Raw genomic sequence first — 24663 nt, forward strand, 5'->3', positions numbered from 1 at the left:
TATCGGAAGGGGTGCCATTCCACAACCCGGAGACTGCGACAAGGCTGCGACAGGCCTGCTCTACGGTGCGAGTTTGAGCGAGGGACGACGCTGGTATTTCGGTTCGATGACAGCGGTGGAGGAACCGTGGAACTCACAAGCCGGCCGGGCCGGGCTTGGCGAAGCGCTTGCGGATGCGCGTGAACAGGCCGTCGCAGACCTCGCGATACGCTGCGAGCTTCTGCTCGCGGTTGCCGTCGGTATTTGTCGGATCCGGCGTCGGCCAATATTCGACGTCGGCGGCGATGGTGCGGGTCAGCTCGAGGGCCTTGTGGTGTGCTTCCGGCGAGAGGGTGATGATGAGGTCGAAGTTCAGGCCCTCCCAGTCCTCGAGCTCCTCGAACGTGGTGGGCTTGTGCTGCGAGATGTCCTGGCCGAGCTCGGCCATTACGGAGACGGCGAACGGGTCGAGCTCGCCCTTCTTGACGCCGGCGGAGCGGACGTAGAGCGCGTGCGGAAACATCTGCCGCAAGAGGCTCTCGGCCATCGGCGAGCGCACGCTGTTCTGCCCGCAGGCGAACAGCACCGCCTGCGGCTGGCGCGCGCGCGGCGGCCCCTCGGCCATGCGTCTAGGCGCCCTTGGCCGGACGGCAGGACGCGGGCTGGGCGGCGCGCGGCGTCACTGGCCCTCGCCCTTCCAATGCAGCACCGTGATCAAAGTGAACAGCCGGCGCGAGGTCTCGAAATCGACCCGTACCTTGCCCTTGAGCCGCTCCTGCAGGGTGCGCGAGCCCTCGTCATGGATGCCGCGGCGGCCCATGTCGATCGCCTCGATCTTGTCGGGCGTCGCGGTGCGGATCGCGTTGTAATAGCTGTCGCAGATCATGAAATAGTCCTTCACGATCCGCCGGAACGGCGACAGCGACAACAGATGCGTCACGACCGGGGTGCCGTCCTCCTTGCGGATGTCGAACATCAGCCGGTTGGCGGTGATGCCGAGATGCAGGGTGAAGGGACCGGCGCCGTCGGCGCCCTCGGGCGCGAACAGGTTCTCCTCGACGAGGTCGTAGATCGCGATCGCCCGCTCATGCTCGATGTCCGGACCGGAGCGGCCGATCGACTCCTCGTCGAGCGTCACCGCCACGATGCGATTGGTCCGGTCGTCGCCTGGCGGGTGCTGGGTCATGGCAGATTGAGGCGTATTCCCACGGAGCGTGAATGGGCGTCGAGACCCTCGGCCTTGCCCAGAGTCATCGCCGCTGGCCCCAGCGCGCGCAACTGCTCCGGACCGCATTTCAACAGCGACGTGCGCTTCATGAAGTCGAGCACGCCGAGACCGGAGGAGAACCGCGCCGAGCGCGCGGTGGGCAGCACGTGATTGGAGCCGCCGACATAGTCGCCGATCGCCTCCGGCGTGTGCGCGCCGAGGAAGATGGCACCGGCATTGCGGACCTTGGCCGCGAACGCATCGGGATCGGCGGTCATGATCTCGAGATGCTCGGCGGCGATGGCGTCCGCGAGCGGCACGGCCTCGTCGAGGTGGTCGACCTCGATGATGGCGCCGAAATCGGCCCAGGACGCGCCGGCGATCGCGGCGCGGGGCAGGGTCTTGAGCTGGCTCTCGACGGCGCGGGCGACGTCATCGGCCAGGCGGCGGCTGTCGGTGATCAGGATCGACTGCGCGCTGGCATCGTGCTCGGCCTGGGCGAGCAGATCGGCCGCGATCCAGTCGGCATTGCCGCTGTCATCGGCGATCACCAGCACCTCGGAGGGGCCTGCGATCATGTCGATGCCGACCTTGCCGAACACCAGCCGCTTGGCGGCGGCGACATAGGCATTGCCGGGGCCGACGATCTTGGCGACCGGGGCGATCGTCGCGGTGCCATGCGCCAGCGCCGCCACGGCCTGGGCACCGCCAACGCGGTAGATCTCGGAAACGCCGCCAAGATGCGCCGCCGCCAGTACCAGTGGATTGAGCTTGCCGTCCGGCGCCGGCACCACCATGACGAGGCGAGAGACGCCTGCGACCTTGGCGGGAATGGCGTTCATCAGCACCGAGGACGGATACGCCGCCGTGCCGCCCGGGACATAGAGCCCGGCCGATTCGATCGCGCTCCAGCGCCAGCCGAGCTCGACGCCGGCGACATCGGTGAAGCGCTGGTCCTGGGGCAGCTGCTTGAGGTGAAAGGCCTCGATGCGGTCGCGGGCGAATGTCAGCGCATCGACGGTCGCCGTGTCGCAAGCTTTCACCGCGGCTTCGATTTCGGACGCCGTGACGCGCAGCGTGGCGGCGCTCAGCTCCAGCCGGTCGAACTTGGCCGTCGCCTCGAGCAGCGCCGCATCGCCGCGCCTGGCGACGTCATCCACGATGGCGCGGGCGGCGGCTTCGACGTCGGCGGAGACCTCGCGCTTGGCGGCGAGAAACTGCCGAAACTGGGTGTCGAAATCGGCGCTGGCGCGGGACAGGCGAATGGGCATCTCTGGCACTTTCCGAAGGGGTGGCTGCCCCAGACCCCCTGCTCAATGGCGCGGCAGCGCGGGGCCGTCAACCCTTTGAACCGGCCCCTACCCGGTCAGCGGCGGGATGTCGTCGATCACGTCGGAGGTGCCGAGGTCATCGGCACCGAGATCGGTCAGCTCGCATTCCAGGCATTCGACATCCAGCCGCAGCGCGCCGCCGTGGGAGAACAGCAGCAGCGCGCTGCCGGCGGGCGCCTCGGTGCCGGGATGGAATTCGATGCCGATCAGCTCCAGCACGGCATCCGGCGCAGCGAGGTCGATGCGGCGCGACTTGCAGGCCAGCACCCGGTCGAAGCGCAACGCGGCCAACAGCCGGCGCGGCTCGTTCTCGCCATGCAGCGCCTGCTCCCAGTCGAGCCGGTTCATGCCGATCACCAGCCGCTTCTCGGCCTGGCGCCAGATGATGTCGGCCGGCTGCACCCGCGCATCTTGGACGTGGGCGGAAATCACGGCGAGATCGTCGGCGTCGAGCGCGATCAGTTTGAGCCGGTCGGTCACGACATCATCCTCATCTCATTCGCGAATGCGCTCGATCGTCGCGCCGCAGGCCTTCAGCTTGTCCTCCAGCCGCTCGAAGCCGCGATCGAGATGGTAGACGCGATTGATCATGGTCTCGCCTTCCGCCGCCAGCCCCGCAATCACCAGCGACACCGAGGCGCGCAGGTCGGTCGCCATCACAGGCGCGCCGCGCAGGGTCGAGATGCCCTCGATCCGCGCGGTCTCGCCGTCCAGACTGATACGCGCGCCGAAGCGGGCGAGTTCCTGGACGTGCATGAAACGGTTTTCAAAGATGGTCTCGGTGATCGCCGAGGCGCCCTGCGCCCGCACCATCAGCGCCATCAGCTGCGCCTGGAGATCGGTCGGGAAGCCGGGAAACGGCGCGGTGGTGACCTGCACCGGGCGGATGCCGTGGCCATTGCGCACCACGCGAATACCCTCCGCATCGCTGGAGATCTCCGCGCCAGCCTCGGCCAGCACGTCGAGCGCGGACTGCAGCAGCTCCGGCCGCGCGCCGGCAAGCTGGACGTCGCCGCCGGTCATGGCGGTGGCGATCGCGTAGGTGCCGGCCTCGATGCGATCCGGCAGCACCGTGTGCCGCGCGCCATGCAGCGAGGCCACGCCCTCGATCTCGATAACAGGCGTACCGGCGCCGGAGATGCGTGCGCCCATCTTGTTCAAGCAGTCGGCGAGATCGGAGATCTCCGGCTCGCACGCGGCATTGGTGACGACCGTCGTACCCTTGGCGAGGCTCGCTGCCATGACCGCAACATGGGTGCCGCCGACGGTGACCTTGGGGAAATCGATCGTGCCGCCGCGCAGGCCGCCTGGCGCCTTGGCGACGACGTAGCCGGCGTCAATGTCGATGCTGGCGCCGAGCCTCGTGAGCGCCATGATCAGGAGATCCACCGGCCGCGTGCCGATAGCGCAGCCGCCGGGCAGCGACACCCGCGCCTCGTGCATGCGCGCGAGCAGCGGCGCGATCACCCAGAAGCTGGCGCGCATCCGCGACACCAGCTCATAAGGCGCGGTGGTGTCGATGATGCTGGCCGCCGAGATCTGCAAGGTCTGGCCCTGGTACTGGCCATCGCCGGGGCGCTTGCCGACGGACATGATGTCCACGCCGTGATTGCCGAGAATGCGCTGCAGCTGCGCGACGTCGGCGAGGCGGGGGACGTTGTCCAGGATCAGCGTCTCCGGTGTCAGCAGGCCCGCGATCATCAGCGGCAAAGCGGCGTTCTTCGCGCCCGAAATCGGAATGGTGCCGTGAAGCGGGTTGCCGCCGACGATGCGAATGCGATCCATGCTGGTCCTATCGAGCTGGCCGGGAGATTTGCCTAAGGTTGGCGCAACAGGACCGACATTACGGCGATTTGATGGGTTCGCAACGGCAGGTCGCATCCTCCGCGGAGTCATCCCCTGACGGTGCAACCCGCTGGGCGAATCAGACCGGCGGCACCAGCGGATCGGCAAGAAAGCCGTGCAGCGCGGCCACCACCTGAGCGCCCTCGCCGATCGCACCACCGACCCGCTTGACCGAGCCGGAGCGCACGTCGCCCACCGCATAGACACCCGGCACCGAGGTCTCCAGCGGCGACACCATCCGCCCGGCATTCTGCTCGGACTGCGCGCCGGTCACGACGAATCCGGCGCGGTCCAGCGTCACGCCGCAATTGCCGAGCCAGCCGGTGGCGGGATCGGCGCCGACGAAGAGAAAGAGATTGCTGATATTGGCCGGCGTCTCCTCGCCGGACAGCCGGCTCTTCAGCGTGATGCGCTCAAGCCCCGCATCAGTGCCGCCGTCGAGCGCGACCACCTCGGTGTTGAACATGAGCTCGATATTCGGCGTCGCCTCGATCCGCTCGATCAGGTAGCGCGACATCGATGCGGCGAGCCCGCCGCCGCGGATGATCATCCGCACCTTCTTGACGTGCCCGGAGAGAAACACCGCCGCCTGTCCCGCCGAATTCCCGCCGCCGACCAGCGCGACCTCCTGGCCCGCGCACAGCCGCGCCTCGATCGGCGAGGCCCAGTACCAGACGCCGCGGCCCTCGAACTCCTTGAGGCGATCAAGATCGGGACGCCGGTAGCGCGCGCCGCTGGCGACCACGACCGAGCGGGCCCGCACCTCGTCGCCGCCCTCCAGCGCCAGCACGAAGGCGCCATTCTTGCGCTCGCAATCGAGCGCCGTCACCGATACCGGGATCATGATCTCGGCGCCGAATTTCTGCGCCTGGTTGAAGGCGCGGGCGGTCAGCGCGAGCCCGGTGATTCCGGTCGGAAAGCCGAAATAATTCTCGATGCGCGCGCTGGCGCCGGCCTGGCCGCCGAAGGCGCGGGAATCCAGCACCGCCACGGAGAGGCCTTCGGAGGCGCCATACACCGCGGTGGCAAGTCCCGCCGGTCCGCAGCCGACCACGGCGACGTCGTAGATCTTCTCGCCGCGCGGACCGCCGATCATGCCGACGGCGCGCGCCAGCTCGTTCTCGCTGGGATTGCGCAGCACGCTGCCGTCGGAGACCACGACGAGCGGCAGTTCGGCCGGCGTCGGCGAATAGCGCGCGATCAGATCGGCGGCATCGTGATCGGCGGCGGGATCGAGCAGGTGGTGCGGAAAACCGTTGCGGGTGAGAAAGCTCTGCAACCGCGCGATCGCCGCCGATTGCGGCGGGCCGATCAGGACCGGGCCGCCAGCACCGCCCTGGATCAGATTGACCCGGCGCAGGATCAGCGCCCGCATGATGCGCTCGCCAAGCTCGGCCTCGGCGATCAGCAGCGCCCGCAGCTTGTCCGGGCGAATCAGGATGACCTCGACCTCGCCTTCGGCATGACCGTCGACCAGGGCGATCCGGCCGGAGAGCTGGCCGATCTCGGCGAGAAACTGTCCCGGGCCCTGGTCGATCACGGGCGTGACGTGACCCAGGCCGTCGCGCTGGGTGATGGCGACGTGGCCCTTGAGGATCACGAACATGCCGGGACCAGGCTTGCCCGTCTCGAACAGCAGCTCACCGTCGCGATAGGTCCTGATCTCGCCGAAGCCGCGCAGGCGGGCGATCTCCTGCGGCGTCAGCTCCGGGAAGGTCTGCTCGAACCGGACAAAGGTTTTGGCCAGCTCCGCACGCCCCGCCGCGGCACCCGCCGTCGTCCCGTCAGTCACCGTCATCACGCTCCCCTACGTCCACTCTGCTCAACGCACCGAATCATCGGCATCATCGCCTGGGGCCTCGACGGCACTGCCCGTCTCGGCCGCGACCGCCTGGCTCCGCTGCCGGCTTTGCGCCTTCCGCCGCTTCAAGTTCTCGCGCAGCGCCTGCTTCAGTCGCTCCTCGCGCGATGTCTTCGGCGGCGGCTTGCTCTGATCGGTCATCCCCCTCCCCGGTCATCTCTTACCAGAGGCCCAACAATCGGTGCTGCGGGCGCGAAAGCCAAGGGGGGATGGCGACGCAGACGGTAGGTTCCGTGCCGCGCGACGTCGCCTGCCCGGTTGGGGAGGTACGACGAAGCCGGTGATGGCTGAGTTGGCCGAGCGGGAGGGACGGGCAAATTGTGCCTCGCGGGCAGATTCGGTCAGATTCGAACGGTGTCGGCGGGATTTCAGGGCTTGGAGCCGGCGTCTTTCCCCGAAAACCGGGCGACCCGCGCTTGCGCCGACGGGGACCTTGTGGCAAGAACCGCCCGCGCCCGGTCGCGGCCCCAAGGGCCAGCCCCTGCTGCATTTGCTGCCGTAGCTCAGTGGTAGAGCACTCCCTTGGTAAGGGAGAGGTCGACAGTTCAATCCTGTCCGGCAGCACCAGCGTTTTCCCCACACGACAGGTCCGGACCATCCCGGCCTCATGGTTCGAGACGCGCCGCGCTTGACACGCGTCGCAAAAGTTCAACTCGGGCGCGGCGCTCCTCACCATGAGGGGACATCGCGGGCCTTCGGGCCACAGGCATCGTCCGCGGCGCAATCTTTCCCTCATCGCGGCAGCAGATTTTCTTTTGCCAGGTCGATCACCTCGTCGCCGCGGCCGCTCATGACGGCACGGATCAGCCAGACGCTGAAGCCCTTGACCTGTTCCAGGCCGATGGTCGGCGGCATCGACAGCTCCTGCTTGGCGGTGACGACGTCGAGCACCGCGGGGCCATCATGCGCGAGCCATTCGGCGACCGCGCCCGGCAGCTCGCCGGGATCCTCGACGCGGCGGCCATGGATGCCCATCGCCTTGGCCATCGCGGCGAAATCCGGATTCTCCAGATCGGTGCCGTGCTCGACGAAGCCGGACGCCTTCATCTCCAATGCGACGAAGCCGAGCGTGCCGTTGTTGTAGATCGCGACCTTCACGGGCAGCTTCATCTGCTTGAGCGTGATCAGATCGCCCATCAGCATCGCGAAGCCGCCGTCGCCCGACAACGAGATCACCTGCCGCCCCGCCTGCGCGGCCTGGACGCCGATGCCTTGCGACATCGCATTGGCCATCGAGCCATGCACCAGCGAGCCCACGAGCCGGCGGCGGCCGTTCATCGCGATGTAGCGCGCGGCCCAGATCGTGGGAGTGCCGACGTCGAAGGTGAAGACGGCATCATCGGCGGCGTTCTCGCTGATCAGCCGCGTCAGATATTGCGGATGGATCGGCGGACGGCCAGGCGTGCCGACGGCGAGATCGTCGAGGCCCTTGCGGGCGGCGACATAGCGCTTGAGGTTCTCGTCGAGATGGCCGCGGTCGGACTTCGCCGTGAGCTTCGGCAGCAATGCGCGAAGAGTCTCCCCGACATCGCCGACCACGCCGACGTCGAGGCGGGCGCGGCGGCCGAGCTGGCTCGGGCGGATGTCGACCTGGGCGATCTTGATGTCCGACGGAATGAACTGCTTGTAGGGAAAATCGGTGCCGAGCATCAGCAGCGTGTCGCAGCTGTGCATGGCGTGATAGCCCGAGGAGAAGCCGATGAAGCCGGTGAGGCCGACGTCATAGAGATTGTCGTATTCGACATGCTCCTTGCCGCCGAGTGCATGCACGATCGGGCTTTGCAGCGTCTCGGCGAGCTGCATCAGCTCGGCATGCGCGCCGGCGCAGCCGCGGCCGCAGAACAACGTCACACGCCGAGCGCCATTGAGCAGCGCCGCCAGCGCATCGAGCTCCGGCTCGGCCGGGCGCACCACCGGCTTCGGCGGCCGCAGGCCGATCGCTGGCGGCAGCGCGCGCTTCGGCGCCGCCTTCAGCGCGACGTCGCCGGGAATGACGATCACGGCGACGCCGCGCTCGCCGATCGCGGCGCGGATCGCGTTGTCCAGCACGAACGGCATCTGCGTCGGATCGGAGATCAGCTCGCAATAGACGCTGCATTCGCGGAACAGATTCTGGGGATGAGTCTCCTGGAAGTAGCCGCCGCCGATCTCGCTCGACGGAATGTGCGCGGCGATCGCCAGCACCGGCGTGCGGCTGCGTTGCGCGTCGTAGAGACCGTTGATGAGATGAAGATTGCCCGGGCCACAAGAGCCGGCGCAAACCGCGAGGCCGCCGGTGATCTGCGATTCTCCCGAAGCTGCAAACGCTGCGGCTTCCTCATGACGGACATGCACCCAGTCGATCGTCTTGCGGACGCGCAGCGACTCCGTCAGCCCGTTGAGGCTGTCGCCGACGACGCCGTAGATGCGCTTCACGCCGGCAATCTCGAGAGTCTCGACGATCTGATCTGCGATGGTGGTCATGAGCTGATGATTCCTTGATCATGAAGGACCGCGTAGTCCGGCGGGGTCGATCAGGTCTCGTACCTTGCATAAGCCAAGCCAACCCAATCAAAACCGCGTGGCGCGAAAGTTCCAGATTCGGCCTGCGACCGGCATGATGACAGGGAATGACAGTGTCCGGGACGCGGGCCATGACAGCGTCGTCTCGCGGCGCGCAAGGCGTCCGAGCTTTGCGATCATATCGCCCTCTCGATATCGAGGGCGCGGGGAAGGCCGGGCGCTGGCCGCGCCCGTGGCCCGCCTGCAGCAAAAGAATGCAGGCGGCAGTCACCACAGGTCTGGCCGAACACACCCGGCCCTCCCTGCGCGATGGGCTTACGATTTATACGCGATCTTCCTGGGGACCGGCTGTCTTGCCCCCATCGCCCGCGATGCGCGTGACGCACATCGACAGGCTTGACCTCAGCGCCGGGAGGCCAGGACCACGCGACTTCTCCGTCCGTATCGAAGTTGTTCGTCCGCTCGCGAATGCGTAGCTGCAACTCCGATCCGGCCATCGCATCCCGCACCCAACGCTCGTGACGACCCGCGAAGCGTCCCTCTTGATGAGCACGGAACGCGCGGAAATCTGCAGGTGATTTGCCCGACGACGCAAGGTGCTGTGCTGCGGCAAACCGGCACGACGGACAGTTTGAGCATGACGGGCATGCGAGAGGCGGAGCGATGCCGAAGATCCGCGCACCTCAGCCTCACGGAGCGTCATTCACGTGACGCGAATTCCGGCGTAGGGTGCTGATCGCTGATCTCCGATGCCTGCGATCTTCCTTTCTTGCCGGGGTGGATGTGATGACCAACCGACAGCTTGGCGATCCCGTGGTTCACAAGGATGACGACGCGTTCAACCGCTGGCCATTCAGCCAGCGGCTGGCGCGCATGATCGCGACGTTCGACGCGCGCGAAGGCGCGCCGGTGATTGGAATTTACGGAAAATGGGGGTCGGGCAAGACCTCTGTGCTCAATTTCCTGAAAAAAGTGCTGGAGACCGAGCATGCCGATCAGGTCGTGCTGCTGTCCTTCAATCCCTGGCTGTTCAAGGACAATGAGACGCTGCTGAAGCGGTTCTTCGAAGAGCTTTTCTTTGTAATGGGACGAAGCAGCCAGAGCACGCGCGAACAGTTTGGCCACATGCTGGCTGAGTTCGGCGGCGTGCTCGGTTTCCTGGCGAGCGGTGCAGGGACCGCGACAAAGGAGCTGGGAAAGGCTTTCCTCAAAACGATTGAAGAGGTTCGCGATGACGTTCGCGAGGCGATGCAGACCGCCGACAAGAAGGTCGTCGTGCTGATCGATGATCTCGACCGGCTCGACCGCGACGAAATCCTGCAGCTGCTCAAGATTGTCAGGCTCACGGCCAACTTCCCCAATGTGATCTATCTGCTCGCCTTCGACGACGAGATGGTGGGTCGCGCCGTTGCGCAGAAATTCGGCAGCGATGGCGATGCCGGCCGCCAGTTCCTGGAGAAGATCGTCCAGTATCCGTATACGCTCCCGGCGGTCCCTCGCGAGCGCCTGATGACCTTCGTCGAGCAGCAGGCGATCGCAGCCCTTGACCATGCCGGAGTGACGCTGCCCGACGACGACTGGCTGCGGTTCAAGACGCTGGCTCGCGACGGCCTTGCCCGTCGTCTGACCACCCCGCGCCAGGCGATCCGCTACGGCAACGCGTTGAGGTTCGCGCTGCCGATGCTGAAGGGTGAGGTGGATGTCGCCGATCAGATGAGCATCGAGGGCCTGCGGGTGCTGTACCCGGAGCTCTACGCCGTCGTCCGCGACAACAAGCGCGTGTTCGCGGTGGAGGACGATCCCGAGGGCTATCCGAGCCTCGACGCGGGGCCCAAGCGCCGGACGCTCTACGACAAGGACGGCATCGACGCCCGGATCGAGGCGGCCTTGCATAGCGTCGCTCCCGACGAAGCCGACTCCGCCCGAACACTCATCGCGGCCCTGTTCAAAACAATGCCGTTGCGGCCGCAAGGAATAGCGAGACCGCGCTACTTCGACCGCTACTTCTCTTATGGGATCGCTGCTGATGAGATCGGTGATCTCGAGCTGGAGGAATTACTGCATGTTTCGACCGGCGAGGCGGTGCAGCGGATCAAGACACTCTACGCCCGCAATCCGCGGGAGCTGCTGCAGCTTCTGCTGAAACGCGCCGACAACGCGAGCATGCAGACGCTGCTGACCCTCGCCCAGGCGCTGATCGGCGCAAGCCCGCATCTGGACGAAACGTCGCAGATCCGGCCGCGGGACCTCGCTTATGTCATCGCTCAGCTGGTGTTGAGACCGAACGCCTTGGCCCAGTCCTGGGCGGAAGATCACCCGGCGCGCCCCGTCGAGATCTATGAGATCTGGAAAGTAGGGCAGGATCTGCCGCTCTCGCTGGCCTTGTATTTCCGCGAAGCGATCCACCGTGCCGCCGCCGAGCACGAACGCGACCGAAACCGCCGCCAGCGCTCCGACACGTTGATCAGGGAGGAGAGTTGGCGCGCTTTGGACAAGGCGCTAGCCAGCCGTCTCGCGGACGAGGCCAAGTTGGATTGGCGGGTGATGCTGCGCGAGCGGGCCGATGCGCCACCGCTGATGTTCGAATGGGGTCGCCTGGATCGGCCAGCCCAACGCGCTTGGCTGGCCGCGCTGTTGACGGAGCCGGATGCCGTCGCGCCGTTCCTGCGCGCCAGCGTCGCCGATGTCAGCGCGCTGAGCCTCTCTTTCGTATGGGAGGAACTGGGGTCGCTGATCGACATCGACACGCTCAAGAAAGCCGCACGCCATGCTGGCGAGTCGGTGACGGATCCGGAGACCGGCAACATCATCCGGACATTTCTGATGGGATGTGACGAGCGCAACGCCCGCGCCGCGCGGGCCTCAGCAAGGGACACAAACGAGGCCGAATCGTCGTGACATGTGACATCTCGATGTCTGCTTACGCCGAGCCGCCCGGCACGGGTCTGTCGACCCGTTCAGATCGAACCTGATTGTGACCGGTCCGGTCCTTGCCCCGTTGCAATGCGGCAGTATCTTTGGCGCATTGCAACAGGAGATCATCATGCGCCTTCCCATTCTCAACCCGGATGCGTTGAGCGACGAGCAGAAGCCGCTCTACGACGACATGAAGCAGGGCATCCAGGCGAGCTTCAAGGGTTTCATCAACATCCGCGACGACGGCGCACTGCTGGGCCCCTGGAATCCGTGGCTGCGCGAGCCGAAATTCGGCAAGCCGGTGTGGGAGCTGGTGAAGGCGATCGCCAACAAGCCGTCGCTGCCGGCGGCGGTGCGCGAGGTCGCGATCCTCGTGACCGGTGCGCATTTCCGCTCGGCCTACGAGATCTATGCGCATGTCCACGTGGCCGAGCAGCGCGGCCTGTCCGACGACAAGCTCGCCACTATCGTGGCCGGGCAGCGGCCGGTCGACCTCACCAAGGAGGAAGCCGTCGCCTATGATTTCGCGTCCGCGCTGGTCAATGGCGGCGTGCTGCCGGAGCTGACCTACAAGGCCGCCGTGGCGCAGTTCGGCGAGCATGGCGCGGCCGAGCTGTCCTATCTGATCGGCATCTACTGCATGGTGTCGGTCACGCTCAACACGTTCGATGTGCCCGTGCCGGAGTGAGGCGTGGCCGTTCCCTCGTCGTTTCGCTTGGGCGTGAGCAATCACCGACACTGACATGAACCCGCATGTCGCTTGCGCTCATGCGGGCTACCTGCCGGTGAGCTGCATTTTCTTACTCGGGGGAGAAGACGAGGAGGCCTCCGCGGAGACCGCGCTCGCGGCGGGTCCTCCCTCACCCGGATTGCATCTCACGATGCAATCCGGCCTGTTCCGACACGCGGACGAGGTAAAATGAGGTCGCCGCGACCGCGCTGATCAATAACTTGCCCGTCTGCTACAGATCGAAATTCGTCGGCAGCATCACGACATCCCGGATGGTCATGCCGCGCGGGCGGGTCAGCATGAAGAGGATGACGTCGGCGACCTCCGCGGGCTCCAGCAGGCTGCCGGACTCGCGCGCCTCCTTCAGCTTCTCGGCCGGCCAGTCCGCGATCAGGGCTGTGACCACCGGGCCGGGCGAGATCGCACCGACGCGGATGCCATGCTTGAAGACCTGACGGCGCGTGGTCTGCACGAAACAGTCGATCGCCCATTTCGATGACGCGTAGACCGGCTCCCACGGCGTCGGGTAATGCGCGGCGAGCGAGCTGGTGACGATGATGTCGCCGGAGCCGCGCGCGATCATGTGCGGGAGCACGTCGCGGACGTTCTTCATGACGACGTTGATATTGAGATGGAGCATGCGGTCGATCGCGTCCGTCCTGGCATCGACCAGGTCGCCGCCAAGATAGCTGCCGGCATTGGCGTGGAAGATGTCGAGCCGGCCGGCTGCGTCCAGCACGCGAGGCAGCAGCGTGGCGCAATCCGTGGGATCGAGCAGGTCGATGACCACCGGAATGATTGCCTCGCCGTGCTGCTCGCGCAGGCGCGCCAGCGCCGCGGCATCGCGATCGATCATCACGACGCGCGCGCCGGCGGCCAGCATCGCCTCGCTGCTCGCGAGCCCGATGCCCGACGCCGCGCCGGTGACGGCAGCCACCTTGCCCTCGAGTTCCCTGCCCATAGCATCCTCCCTTGTGCGCGCGCAGCCTAGCGCATTTCAAGCTCAGCCGCTCGTTTGGACCCAACGTAGCGCCCGCGCGTTCCAGTCTGACCCCATTGAAAGAGCCCGATGGAGACGATCGACGCCTATCTCGTCCGCAAACATCAGGAGCTGAAGCTCCTGAACGGCTGCCTGCGGCGGCCGTGTCCCGTCCCTGTGCCGCGCACGGTCGACGAGGTCGTCAGGCAGAAGTTTCAGCTCGCGGCCGCGCTCAAGGCCGAGTACGCGCTGAGCGACTGGACAGCGACGGAAACCGCCTGGTCGGACACCGAGGACCATCGCGCCGGACCGTTCGCCTTCGCTTACGACTATCAGCGCGCGGACCTCGACGTGCGCGGCCCGTCATTCTATTCGGTCGGCGACGACATTCGAGACACGATCTACACGATCTCGGGCATGGCCGCGATCGCGGCGCTGCTGCTGGCGACGCGGCCGGTGCTCGGCGAGGCGGACCTGCTGATGCTGCCGGGCTCCTATGGGGAGACCCAGGAGCTGGTCGACGCGCATGCGCGGCACCTGCGCCCGGTCACGGTGTCGCGCGACCTCGCCGATGTGCTGACGCAGCGATCGCGTTCACCGCGCCTGCTGCTGCTCGATTCCAGCGCGACCACCGCACGCTTCGAAGCTGTGCTCCACTGCCGACGTCCGGCGGTTGATCTCCTGATCTTCGACACGACCTGCTTTGCGAACGGTTCGGGGCGCATCCGACGCGTGCTCGCCTGGGCGCGGCGCTGGAACGTGCCGGTCGTGATGGTGCGGAGTCATACCAAGCTGGATTCGCTCGGCGCCGAATACGGCCGGTTGGGCTCGGTCGCCTTCATCGGGTCTGGCGTCGAGCAGCGCGCGCCGCTCGCCGCCTTGCCGGAGGAAATGCGCAACGCCATGAGGCTGCTCGGCGGCGCAGCCCTGCCCACGCATTTCCCGCCCTTTGTCGGCACGGAGCCTTACCGCGATCTGACAGGCAAACGCACGGCCGCCATTCTGCGGAACAGCCGCCGCGCGCGTCGCCGGTTTGCGACGACGCTGCGCGGCCTGACCGCGGAGCTCGACTTCGCGCACGGCCTCTACGTCACGCTCGCGAGCCGCGATACGCTGGACGAAGCCACGGCGCGGCAAGCCGCGGCCGTCATGAGCGACGACCTCCGCCGCGCCGGCCTGCCGATCCGCCACGCCGGCAGCTTCGGCTTCGACTTCGCCGCGACCGAATGGTTTCACGACGCCACTACAGACCGCTACAGCGTTCGCGTGGCGGTGCCCGATCTTCCGACGACGCTTTGGGACGAGCTGACCGACGCGATCGCCGCCTGGTGGTCGGCGCACCAGGGTCGATCCGCCGCGGCGTGAGCGCGCGGCATGGCATGCGCCTTGCCTCCACAGCTGCAACCGATCGTGCCGCAGGGAGGTCTCAATGAGCAGCTCGTATGTCGATGTCACACGCCGCAGCGTCGTTCTCGGCGGATTGGGGGCTGCCGGCGTGAGCGCGCTCGGGCCGCGCATCGCGCAAGCGCAAGGCCGCGCCGAAACGCTGCTGGTGGTGCAGGAACTCGGGCCGAACTCGCTGGACATGCAGGGCGTGGGCTCGAACCAAACGGTCAACGGTCTCGCCTGGAACTGCTATGACCGGCTGCTGAGCTACGCGGCGAAGACGCTGCCGGACGGCACCATCTCGTACGATCGCGCCACCTTGGCGCCGGAGCTCGCCGAGAGCTGGGAGGTCGCCGCCGACGGCATGTCCTGCACCTTCAAGCTGCGCAACGACGCAACCTTTCACGACGGCACGCCGGTGACGGCCAAGGATGTGAAATGGTCGTTCGATCGCGCCGTCTCGGTTGGTGGCTTTCCGACCTTCCAGATGTCGGCGGGCTCGCTGGAGAAGCCGGAGCAGTTCGTCTTGGTCGACGATCACACCTTCCGCATCGACTACATCCGCAAGGACAAGATGCTGCTGTTCAATGTCGCGGTGGTCGTGCCCTTCGTGATCAATTCGGAGCTCGCGAAGAAGAACGCGACGCCCGAGGACCCGTGGGCGCTGGCCTGGCTGAAGAACAACGAGGCCGGCGGCGGCGCCTACAAGGTGGAGAGCTGGAAGGCCGGCACCGAGACGATCCTGAGCCGGTTCGACGGCTGGAGGTGCGGCCCGCTGCCGAAGATCAAGCGCGTCATCGCGCGCGACATTCCCTCCGCCGGCACGCGGCGGGCGATGCTCGAGCGCGGCGATGCCGACCTCTCCAGCGGCTTTGCGCCGCGCGACTTCGACCAGTTGATCAAGGAGGGCAAGGTCAAGGTCACGGGCGTTCCGATCCCGAACGCGCTGTGGTACGTCGCACTGAACACGGCCAGGCCGCCATTCGACAATGTCAAGCTGCGCCAGGCGATCGCCTGGGCAATGCCCTATGAACAGATCCAATCCAGCGCGTTCTTCGGCCGCGCGGTGCCGATGTATGGCGGCAAGGCTGAGGTGGAGAAGCCGGTATGGCCGCAGCCGTTCCCTTATGTCACCGACCTCGACAAGGCCAAGGCGCTGATGAAGGAGGCCGGATTCGAAGGCCTGGAGACGACCTTGTCGCTCGACGCCGGCACCGCGACAGTCGGCGAGCCCACCGCGATCCTGATCCAGGAGAACCTCGCCAAGATCGGCATCAAGGCGGGCATCGAGAAGATTCCCGGTGCCAACTGGCGCACGACCTTGAACAAGAAGGAGCTTCCGATGGCGCTCAACCGGTTCTCGGGCTGGCTCGATTATCCCGAATACTACTTCTATTGGAATTTCCACGGCCGCAATTCGATCTTCAACATCTCGTCCTACCAGAGCAAGGAGATGGACGCGCTGATCGACAAGGCGCGCTTCACGACGGATGCGGCGGAGTACGAGGCGACGGTGAAGGAGTTCATCGCACTGTGCATGCGCGAGGTTCCGGTGGTGCCGCTCAACCAGCCGATCCACGACGTCGCCATGCAGAAAGCGGTGAGCGGCTACGAGTTCTGGTTCCACCGCGAGCCGGACTATCGGCAGTTCGCGAAGGGGTAGCGTGTTGGTCGGGAAAGACCGAGGTAACGCGCTCGGCCACATGATCACCTCTCGCCACGCTGGCGACATACTCTATCCCTTCCAGTCCACAACGGTGGTGCACCCTCTCCCCTTGTGGGAGAGGGTGGCATGAGCGAGCGAAGCTCGATCATGCCGGGTGAGGGGTCTCTTTCCGCGAATTCCCGTGCCGATAGAGACCCCTCACCCGGCTTCGATGCTTCGCATCGAAGCCACCCTCTCCCACAAGGGGAGAGGGTGCACCGTAGTTGGGGCTCGCAGAGTGTTGCAATGAACAAGTGAGATTTAGTTCGGCTCGCGGTGCGCCCCTCACAGCCACCCGCGGCGGCGGAACTGCCAGTACAGCGTGCTGCAGACGACCGCAATGAAGCCGAGCACGGCGTAGTAGCCGTACTGCCATTTCAGCTCCGGCATGTGCTCGAAATTCATGCCGTAGATGCCGGCCACCGCCGTCGGCACCGCGAGGATCGCGGCCCAGGCCGCCAGGCGGCGGGCGATGTCGGTCTGCTGCGCCTGTCCCGCCATCATGCTGGCCTCGAACACGAAGGCGAGGATCTCGCGCAGCGAATCCGCATCCTCCTCGGCGCGCTTGGCATGGTCGAGCACGTCGCGGAACAGCGGCGCCATCTCGGCGTCGATCGCGACATTGTCGACATGTTCCAGCCGCTTGCAGACGTCGACCACGGGGCCGACGGCGCGGCGGAGCCGCAGCAGGTCGCGCCTGAGACGATAGAGCCGGTCCACCTCGTGGCGCGCCAGCGGCCGCTGCAGCACGACCTCCTCCAGGGTCTCGACCTCGGCCATGATGCTCTCGGTGACGGGGCGGTAGTTGTCGACGATGAAATCGAGGATCGCATAGAGGATGTAGTCCTCGCCCTTGGCGAGCGAGCCCGGGCAGCTCTCGCAGCGCTCGCGCACCGCGCCATAGGAGGTCGAGGCGCCGTGCCGCACCGACACGACGAAACCGGGGCCGACGAAGATATGGGTCTCACCGAAGATGATGTGCTCCTTGACGAGCTGCGCGGTGCGCGCGACGACGAACAGCGCATCACCATAGCGCTCGACCTTCGGCTGCTGATGCGCCTTAGAGGCGTCCTCGATCGCGAGCTCATGCAGGTTGAACTGATCGGCGATCCGCTGCAGCAGCGCCGCATCCGGCTCGTGCAGCCCGATCCAGACGACATGTCCCGGCTTGCGGCTCCATGCGCCGGCCTCGTCGATCGCGATATCGGCGACGCGGCGGCCGTTGGCATAAACGCCGGCCGCGACCACGCCAGGCTCGCGACGCGCGTCGGCCGGTGACTGGATTGTGACGTGGCGCATGCCGGGTTCTCCGCTCTCGACAGCGACTTTCGACGCGAGGAGTCGCCGGGTCAAGCGCTGCATCAGGTCACGCCGGTCGGGCCGTCGAGCAACTGCCGGACGCGACGCACCAGATCGGTGCGGCGGTACGGCTTGTTGATGATTTCGAACTCGCCGATATTGGCGTCGGCCCGCTCGACCGCCGCATCGGAATAGCCGGTCGTGAGCAGCACCTTCAGCTTCGGCTGGCGCTTGCGCGCTTCGCGCGCCAGCACCGTGCCGTTCATGCCGCCGGGCATCACGAGATCGGTGAACAGGAGATCGAATCGGATCTCGGAATCCAAAAGCTCCAGCGCCGCATGCGCGTTGGTCGCGACCTCGGTGCGATAGCCGAAATCCTCCAGGATCGAGCGCGCGAGCTCGGCGACATCGGTGCGGTCCTCGACGATCAGGATACGCTCGCTGCCCGTGCGGTCCATCGCCATCGGCGTCCGCACGGCCGGCACGGCGATCGCCTGCTCGGTCGCCGGAAACAACAGCTGCACCGTGGTGCCGAGGCCGACCTCGCTGTAGATATAGGTGCTGCCGCCCGACTGGCGCGTGAAGCCGTAGACCATCGCAAGCCCGAGCCCGGTGCCCTTGCCCTCGTCCTTGGTGGTGAAGAACGGCTCGGCGACGCGCGCCAGAATGTGGTGCGGAATGCCGACGCCGTCGTCGGACACCTTGAGCGCGACGTAGCGTCCGGACTTGGGCACGCCGAACTGCAGGATGTCCTCGTCCGCGATGTCCTTGTTCTCGGTGCGGATGGTGAGCGTGCCGCCATGCGGCATCGCATCGCGCGCATTGACGAACAGGTTGAGCAGCGCGACCTCCGCCTGGGTCTGGTCGACGCGGCTGTTCCACAGATCCGGCTGCGCCTTGACGACGATGCGCACGCTCTCGCCGAGCGTATGCCGCGCCATCTGCACCATCGTCTCGATCATGTTGTTGAGGTTGATGGGACGGCTGTCGAGCCGCTGCTTGCGCGCGAACGACAGCAGCTGCTGCGTCAGGGTCGCGGCGCGGTTGGCCGCCGTGCGGATGTTGTCGACGGCACGGCGGTGGCGCGGCGCCAGCTCGCTCACGGCTCCCTGCAGGGTCTCGGTGTAGCCGATGATCACCTGCAGGATGTTGTTGAAGTCGTGGGCGATGCCGCCGGTCAGCTGGCCGATCGCCTCCATCTTCTGCGACTGCACCAGCGCGCTCTCGGCATCGCGCCGGCGCGAGACGTCGAGCTGCGAGCCGAAGAAGTACACGAGGTCGCCGTTGCGGTTGTAGACCGGGCTGATGAACAGCGCGTTCCAGAACGCCGCGCCGTTCTTGCGATAGTTCAGAACCTCCACCGCGATGTCCTGGCGGTTGGCGATCGCGGTGCGCACGGCGTCGATGGTGTCGCGGTCCGTATCGGGCCCTTGCAGGAAGCGGCAATTCGAGCCGACGATCTCCGTCAGGCCGTAGCCGGTCATCTCCAGGAACGCGCGGTTGGCGAACAGGATCGGATTGTCGTTCTGGCGCGGATCAGTGACGATCATCGGCATGCGCGTCGTTTCGACGGCCGCGAAGAAGATGTCGTGGTGCTCGGTCGAAAGGTCGGACGCATCGCCGCTGTCGACGACCGCGCGATCGCGCTGCGGCTTGTGGTCTGACATTCTCGTCCTGCTCCGCCTCTCATGGTTACGGCCAACATGGCCTTGCTGCATCCGTGGGCCGGGACGCGCCCGTCTGATATGCCGCTCGGCGAGATCCGGTTCCCGAATGCCAGCCGTGCGCCCGTTTGACGGAACCGTGACATGCGCCGGCGGGCCGGCCGCGCTTGCGCCTTGGCAGCAAGTGTGGTGATTTTCCGCTGCCGGTCGTTGTTTCCAGGACGTTCGGAAGGCATATGCGCACAGTCAGGCAGGAGGCGGCTCTCGTCGACGGTTTGTGGTCGTCACATCTCGTCGCAACGACATCGTTCGAGAGCGCGTCGGGCGCGATGCTGCGTCATTGCCGCTCTGACGATCTCGAAGAGATCAACGGTCCCTGCATCGACGCCACGATGTTCTGCCTGCAGCTGCGACCGACCTCGGTCACGATCTGGCAGAACGAGCGTCAGGTCCATGACGGTCCGGTACCGATCGGTCTGTGGCAGGCGCATGCGCCGGGCGACAGCTTCCGCGCCGCGCGAGGAACCGGCTTCGAGTGCATTCGCCTGATGCTATCGAACGGCGCGCTGGCGCAAGGTCTCGCGCAATTCGGCTGCCACGCCGCCGCCTCGCAGATCGAGTTCGCGAGTGTCGGTCACGACCCCAATGGCGTCCTGCTGTCGCTGTCCCGCGAGCTGCGGCGCGCGCTTCTCGGCAGCAGCGGCTCCGCGGTCGAACAATCCTACCTGGAAAGCCTGGCGACCACACTGTTCGGGCATCTGTTGATCCACCACTCGAATCGCGCAGACGCAGCGTTCGCCAAGCCGCTGCGTGGCAACCCCCGCATCGAGGATCGGCGGCTCAGGCAGCTCGTCGACTATTTCGACAGCCGGCTCGGCGAGAGTCTCTCGGTGGCGGACCTCGCCGCATTTCTCGATCTGTCGGTACCGCATCTGACAGAGCTGTTCCGGCGCGGGCTCGGCAGCTCGCCCTATCGCTGGATGATGCAGCGTCGGATCGAGCGCGCCCGCGCGCTGCTCGCCGAGCGCGATCACTCCATCACCGATATCGCTCTCGCGCTCGGGTTCGCGTCGTCGCAGCATTTCGCCACGGCGTTTCGCAAGGCCTGCGGCCTGACACCATCGGAATACCGCAAGCAGCTGTCGTCCTGACGAAGCCTGGCGTTCGGCGCGAAGCCGGCCAGCGGATTTTGTACATGGTCCGCGATCCGTGAACGCGCGTCGCATGGCTCGCTCGCATAGTCGCAGCGCTGGCCGGCACGAATAGCCCGGCGCGTGCTGCAGCGTCACCCCGGCTTCGGCCGGGCTCCCCAGCGCGCCGGCCGGCGCCTTCGTTCCCGCTCATCAGGGTCGCGCCGATGGAGATGCATCAGGTCCGTTACTTCCTCACCGTCGCCAAGCTTCTGAATTTTTCCCGTGCCGCCGATGAATGCAACGTGACGCAGCCGTCGCTGTCGCGCGCCATCAAGCAGCTGGAGGCGGAGATTGGCGGCGAGCTGTTCGTGCGAGGACCACCGTCGGCACGACTGACCGCGCTCGGCCACGCCGTGCATCCTGCGCTGAAGCAGTGCTACGACGCCGCGCTCGGCGCGCGGGCGGTGGCGATCTCGATGAGGCAGCGACCGCAGACCAGCCTTCGCCTGGCCCTCACCGAATCGATCGATCTGGCTCCCGTCATTCCTCACATCCAGCGCATCCGCAACCGCTTCGAGCATCTCGACCTGACCGTTCAGCGCGGCGACGGCGCCAAGGCCGCGGCGATGCTGCAAGACGGGGACGTCGAGCTGGTCATCGCGGCGGATCTGCACAAGGCGGGCTCTCATCTCCACCAGCTGCCGCTGTTCACCGAGGGATTCGACCTCGTGGTCCACACGCAGCACCGGCTCGCAGGCCGGCCGCTGGTTCCAGCCATGGAGCTTTGCCGGGAGCCGTTGCTGGTCGGAGCCTATTGCGAGCATACGCCGGGCATCCTCGAAGGGCTGAGACGCCACGGCGTCGGTGCGATCCGTGCGGGCGAGGTCCACGCCGAGCGCGATCTGCTCGGGCTCGTCGCAGCCGGCCTCGGCGTCGCGCTCCTGCCACGCAGCGCGCAGCTGCCGGCGGGATTGCGCCGCATCGCCATTGCCGGTCTTGCGATCGAGCGAACGGTGAGCCTCTACAGCCTGGCAGGACGTCCCTGGAGCAGGATCGGCGCCGCCGTCATCAACCAGATCAGACGATCCCGGACCGATAGGCCGCAGCGACGCGCACCGCTCGACGCTGCCGGTGAAAACCCGTAGAGACGGTGCCCGGCAATAGGCGCGGCGAGCCGCGCACCGCATCGGGAGTTTTCGCCATGACAGCTCAGAAGGTCGCATTGGTCACCGCCGGCGGCAGCGGCATGGGTGCGGCGGCGGCGCGCCGTCTCGCCACCGACGGCTTCAACGTTGCGATCCTGTCGTCCTCCGGCAAGGGCGAGGCGCTCGCCGCGGAGCTCGGCGGCCTCGGCGTCACCGGTTCGAACAAGTCGAGCGACGATCTCAAGCGCCTGGTCGACGGAGCCATGAGTCGCTGGGGCCGCATCGACGTGCTCGTCAACAGCGCCGGCCACGGCCCGCGCGCGCCGATCCTGGAGCTGACCGACGAGCAGTGGCACACCGGGCTCGACACCTATCTGCTCAACGTGATCCGTCCCGTGCGTCTGGTCACACCGATCATGCGGGCGCAGAAAAATGGCGCGATCATCAACATCTCGACGGCCTGGACCTTCGAGCCCTCCGCGATGTTCCCGACATCGGCCGTGTTCCGCGCCGGCCTCGCGTCCTTCACCAAGATCTTCACCGACAGCTACGCGACTGACAACATCAGAATGAACAATGTGCTGCCGGGCTGGATCGACAGCCTGCCCGCGACGGAACAGCGCCGCACCACGGTGCCGATGGGCCGCTACGGCAAGGCCGAGGAGATCGCCGCGACCATCGCCTTCCTCGCCTCCGACGGCGCGGCCTACATCACCGGCCAGAACATCCGCGTCGACGGCGGATTGACGCGCAGCGTGTGAGGCGCGGAGGCTATTTTCTGACGAGCGTATCCCAGTCAGGGATCGCGACCCATTCATCACGCCCGAGAACCTCAACGAACCGATAATCGAGCATCGCGATAACTTCGAAATCACCGTCATCATGAAACAGGATGATGCGGTCTCCCTTTCGGAGTTGCAATGCGTCGATCTGCGGCGCGAGATCACGCTCACGATATTTGAGAAGCCAGCAGAGATCGTCGTTCGTGCGGGCGTTGAAATCGGTGAAAATCTTGATCACATCCTGGATTCCAAACGTGGCAATCTCGGCGTCATGAGCACACTGCTCTTGGATCTGGGGCTGCCGCGCAGATTTCGGTGCTCACCCTCATGGTGAGGAGGCGTAGCGCCGTCTCGAACCATGAGGCCGCGACTTTGGCCTCGCCCTTCGAGACGCCCGCCTGCGGCGGGCTCCTCAGGGTGAGGGGATGGAGGTTATGCATAGCGACAGGATTGGGATTCAAACGGCCAGTTCGCCATCTCGAAATGGCGAAGCCGTCTCTTGTTGCATCCTGCGACAGCATCCTGATCAAAACATCTCGAAATATTCGCGCTGCTCCCAGTCCGACACCTCCTGCTGGAAGCGTTCGATCTCGGCGTTCTTGATGAAGGTGTAGTAATCGATGAAGGTGGCGCCGAACGCCTGGCGGAAGAAGGCATCGCCCTTGAGCGCATCGACGGCCTCGCGCAGCGATTTCGGCAGCGGGCTCGCCTTGGTCTCGTAGGGCACGTCGGCCGACGGGCCGGGATCGAGCGCGCGGTCGATGCCGTCGAGGCCGGCTGCGATCTGCGAGGCTATGTAGAGATAGGGATTGGCGGCGGGCTCGCCGATCCGGTTCTCCAGCCGGGTCGCGCTGTCGCCCGGACCGCCGAGCACGCGGATCATGACGCCGCGGTTGTCGCGGCCCCAGATGGCGCGGTCCGGCGCCAGCGAATATGAGCGGTAGCGCCGGTAGCCGTTGATCGTCGGCGTCGAGAACACTGCGGCCGCGCGCGCATGCGCGAGCAGGCCGGCCATGTAGTGACGGCCGAGCGCGGAGAGCTCCTCGGGCTCATTGCTCATGAAGGCGTTCCCGCCATCACGCGCCACCAGCGACTGGTGCAGATGCCAGCCCGACGACATCACGTTGGGAATGCGCGGCCGGCACATGAAGGTAGCATGATAGCCGTGGCGTTGCGCGATCTGCTTCACGGCGCTACGGAACAGCACCATGGTGTCGGCTGGCTCCATCCCGATGCCGGGCTGCAGCACGAACTCGCACTGGCTCGGGCCGTACTCCAGCTCGATCGAGCGTAGAGGCAGGCCGAGGGCGGCGAGATGGGTCCTGATGATCTCGAGCGCCGGCTCCATCTGATCGAAGCGCTGCTCGGTCAGATACTGATAGCCCTGGGTCAGCAGACTGACCGCCGGCGGCGCGCCGGGCTGGCCGGGAGAGCCGGCGTCGGCGGGTGCGAGGCGCGGGTCTTCGACCTTGAAGATGTGACACTCAACCTCCAGGCCCGCCTTGAACTGATAACCACGCTGGTCGAGCGTCGACAGCGCGGAGCGCAGCAGATTGCGGGTGGCGAACGGCACGGGCGCGCCATTGGCGAAATAGAGATCGCACAGCACCCATCCGGTGCCGGGCGCCCAGGGCAGCACGCGGAACGTGGTGGGATCGGCGACCATCAACGCATCGCTGCCACCTTGCATTTCGCTCATGCCGAAGCCGCCGCCGGCGGTGAACACCGGAAACACAGTCCGGTGCGAGGTGTCCTTGGCGAGCAGCGTCGTCGTGATCGAGCAACCGTCTTCCAGCGAGGACAGCGCGGCGTCGACGCTCAGCGCCTTGCCGCGCAGGATGCCGTGCTGGTCGGGGAATGAGAAGCGGATGGTGTTGAGGCCGTGCTCCTCGGCGAGACGGCGCATGCGCGCCGCGGCTTCAGTCTGCTCAGCGGTCCACAGCCGATGCTTGGCGACGAAACTCAACGATGGCTCCTGATAGGATTGACTGATTGCGCGATCGCGTGCACGGCAGCGCGGCTGGCTCGGTCTCCGCCTCTCCGCGCGTGCGGCAGGTCTACCGCATATGGCGGTGCGGAGCTGTACCGGCGAACGATCCTGCTCACGTGTTACTCCGTCATGCCCGGGCTTGTCCCGCCTGCGCGGCCGAAGCCGCTTCGGCGCGGCGAAGGCCCGGGCATCCACGTCGTTCTCAGGGC

The 24663-nt window shown here is 66.3% G+C and carries 20 protein-coding genes and 1 tRNA gene; 8 read left to right on the forward strand and 13 right to left on the reverse strand.

The window, feature by feature from the left end; genetic code table 11:
* Positions 1 to 133: 133 nt before the first annotated feature.
* The 7 genes from BRADO_RS30805 to BRADO_RS30835 all read right to left on the reverse strand — a co-directional run bounded on the left by BRADO_RS30805 (position 134) and on the right by BRADO_RS30835 (position 6364).
* Entirely contained in the window at positions 134 to 604 is a 471-nt protein-coding gene (locus BRADO_RS30805) for a low molecular weight phosphatase family protein (protein ID WP_012030108.1), read from the reverse strand.
* Positions 605 to 658: 54 nt separating this feature from the next.
* Positions 659 to 1165 (reverse strand): UPF0262 family protein, encoded by a 507-nt coding sequence (locus BRADO_RS30810; protein WP_012030109.1) that lies wholly within the window; start codon positions 1163 to 1165, stop codon positions 659 to 661.
* A complete protein-coding gene (gene hisD / locus BRADO_RS30815; protein WP_012030110.1) occupies positions 1162 to 2457 on the reverse strand; it encodes a histidinol dehydrogenase in 1296 nt (431 codons plus the stop codon). The genes BRADO_RS30810 and hisD overlap by 4 nt, the downstream gene beginning before the upstream one ends.
* A gap of 87 nt (positions 2458 to 2544) precedes the next feature.
* Positions 2545 to 2997: a DUF2948 family protein gene (locus tag BRADO_RS30820; protein WP_012030111.1), complete on the reverse strand. Its 453-nt coding sequence runs from the start codon at positions 2995 to 2997 to the stop codon at positions 2545 to 2547.
* A gap of 15 nt (positions 2998 to 3012) precedes the next feature.
* Positions 3013 to 4302: a UDP-N-acetylglucosamine 1-carboxyvinyltransferase gene (gene murA / locus BRADO_RS30825; RefSeq protein WP_012030112.1), complete on the reverse strand. Its 1290-nt coding sequence runs from the start codon at positions 4300 to 4302 to the stop codon at positions 3013 to 3015.
* 139 nt (positions 4303 to 4441) lie between these two features.
* Positions 4442 to 6160 (reverse strand): cyclic nucleotide-binding domain-containing thioredoxin-disulfide reductase, encoded by a 1719-nt coding sequence (locus tag BRADO_RS30830; protein ID WP_012030113.1) that lies wholly within the window; start codon positions 6158 to 6160, stop codon positions 4442 to 4444.
* 24 nt (positions 6161 to 6184) lie between these two features.
* A complete protein-coding gene (locus BRADO_RS30835) occupies positions 6185 to 6364 on the reverse strand; it encodes a hypothetical protein (protein ID WP_012030114.1) in 180 nt (59 codons plus the stop codon).
* Between the two features lie 351 nt (positions 6365 to 6715).
* Between BRADO_RS30835 and BRADO_RS30840 the strand changes: the two genes are divergently transcribed.
* Positions 6716 to 6790, forward strand: a tRNA-Thr gene (locus BRADO_RS30840).
* 165 nt (positions 6791 to 6955) lie between these two features.
* Here the strand turns inward: BRADO_RS30840 and poxB are convergent.
* Entirely contained in the window at positions 6956 to 8686 is a 1731-nt protein-coding gene (poxB, locus tag BRADO_RS30845; protein WP_012030115.1) for a ubiquinone-dependent pyruvate dehydrogenase, read from the reverse strand.
* Between the two features lie 825 nt (positions 8687 to 9511).
* On the opposite strand from poxB, the gene BRADO_RS30850 reads away from it, so the two are divergent.
* Both BRADO_RS30850 and BRADO_RS30855 read left to right on the forward strand, forming a co-directional pair.
* Positions 9512 to 11623, forward strand: coding sequence for a P-loop NTPase fold protein (locus BRADO_RS30850; protein WP_012030117.1), 2112 nt, complete (start codon positions 9512 to 9514; stop codon positions 11621 to 11623).
* 145 nt (positions 11624 to 11768) lie between these two features.
* Positions 11769 to 12329, forward strand: coding sequence for a carboxymuconolactone decarboxylase family protein (locus BRADO_RS30855; protein WP_012030118.1), 561 nt, complete (start codon positions 11769 to 11771; stop codon positions 12327 to 12329).
* Between the two features lie 274 nt (positions 12330 to 12603).
* Here BRADO_RS30855 and BRADO_RS30860 read toward each other — a convergent pair whose 3' ends face one another.
* The gene (locus BRADO_RS30860; protein ID WP_012030120.1) at positions 12604 to 13332 is read right to left on the reverse strand and encodes an SDR family oxidoreductase; all 729 of its coding nucleotides are present in this window, start codon (positions 13330 to 13332) and stop codon (positions 12604 to 12606) included.
* 108 nt (positions 13333 to 13440) lie between these two features.
* Between BRADO_RS30860 and BRADO_RS30865 the strand changes: the two genes are divergently transcribed.
* Together BRADO_RS30865 and BRADO_RS30870 are read left to right on the forward strand one after the other, a co-directional pair.
* Positions 13441 to 14715 carry a hypothetical protein gene (locus tag BRADO_RS30865; protein ID WP_041757177.1) on the forward strand — a complete coding sequence of 425 codons (1275 nt, stop codon included), beginning with the start codon at positions 13441 to 13443 and terminating at the stop codon, positions 14713 to 14715.
* Positions 14716 to 14779: 64 nt separating this feature from the next.
* Positions 14780 to 16399: an ABC transporter substrate-binding protein gene (locus tag BRADO_RS30870; RefSeq protein WP_012030122.1), complete on the forward strand. Its 1620-nt coding sequence runs from the start codon at positions 14780 to 14782 to the stop codon at positions 16397 to 16399.
* A 327-nt stretch (positions 16400 to 16726) separates the two neighbouring features.
* Here BRADO_RS30870 and BRADO_RS30875 read toward each other — a convergent pair whose 3' ends face one another.
* Complete coding sequence (locus BRADO_RS30875) at positions 16727 to 17740, reverse strand: magnesium and cobalt transport protein CorA (protein WP_012030123.1); 1014 nt, start codon at positions 17738 to 17740, stop codon at positions 16727 to 16729.
* 62 nt (positions 17741 to 17802) lie between these two features.
* On the reverse strand, positions 17803 to 19407 hold the full coding sequence (locus BRADO_RS30880; RefSeq protein ID WP_012030124.1) for a hybrid sensor histidine kinase/response regulator: 1605 nt from the start codon (positions 19405 to 19407) through the stop codon (positions 17803 to 17805).
* 233 nt (positions 19408 to 19640) lie between these two features.
* Here BRADO_RS30880 and BRADO_RS30885 point away from each other — a divergent pair, with 233 nt between their 5' ends.
* From BRADO_RS30885 to BRADO_RS30895, 3 genes are all read left to right on the forward strand, one after another.
* Positions 19641 to 20555: a helix-turn-helix domain-containing protein gene (locus BRADO_RS30885; RefSeq protein WP_012030125.1), complete on the forward strand. Its 915-nt coding sequence runs from the start codon at positions 19641 to 19643 to the stop codon at positions 20553 to 20555.
* Positions 20556 to 20761: 206 nt separating this feature from the next.
* The gene (locus BRADO_RS30890) at positions 20762 to 21682 is read left to right on the forward strand and encodes a LysR family transcriptional regulator (protein ID WP_012030126.1); all 921 of its coding nucleotides are present in this window, start codon (positions 20762 to 20764) and stop codon (positions 21680 to 21682) included.
* 56 nt (positions 21683 to 21738) lie between these two features.
* A complete protein-coding gene (locus tag BRADO_RS30895; protein ID WP_012030127.1) occupies positions 21739 to 22443 on the forward strand; it encodes an SDR family oxidoreductase in 705 nt (234 codons plus the stop codon).
* 10 nt (positions 22444 to 22453) lie between these two features.
* Here the strand turns inward: BRADO_RS30895 and BRADO_RS30900 are convergent, their stop codons facing one another.
* Positions 22454 to 22702: a hypothetical protein gene (locus BRADO_RS30900; RefSeq protein ID WP_012030128.1), complete on the reverse strand. Its 249-nt coding sequence runs from the start codon at positions 22700 to 22702 to the stop codon at positions 22454 to 22456.
* Between the two features lie 288 nt (positions 22703 to 22990).
* Positions 22991 to 24430: a glutamine synthetase family protein gene (locus tag BRADO_RS30905; protein ID WP_012030129.1), complete on the reverse strand. Its 1440-nt coding sequence runs from the start codon at positions 24428 to 24430 to the stop codon at positions 22991 to 22993.
* Between the last annotated feature and the right edge of the window lie 233 nt (positions 24431 to 24663).

The organism is Bradyrhizobium sp. ORS 278 (assembly GCF_000026145.1).
GTDB lineage: Bacteria > Pseudomonadota > Alphaproteobacteria > Rhizobiales > Xanthobacteraceae > Bradyrhizobium.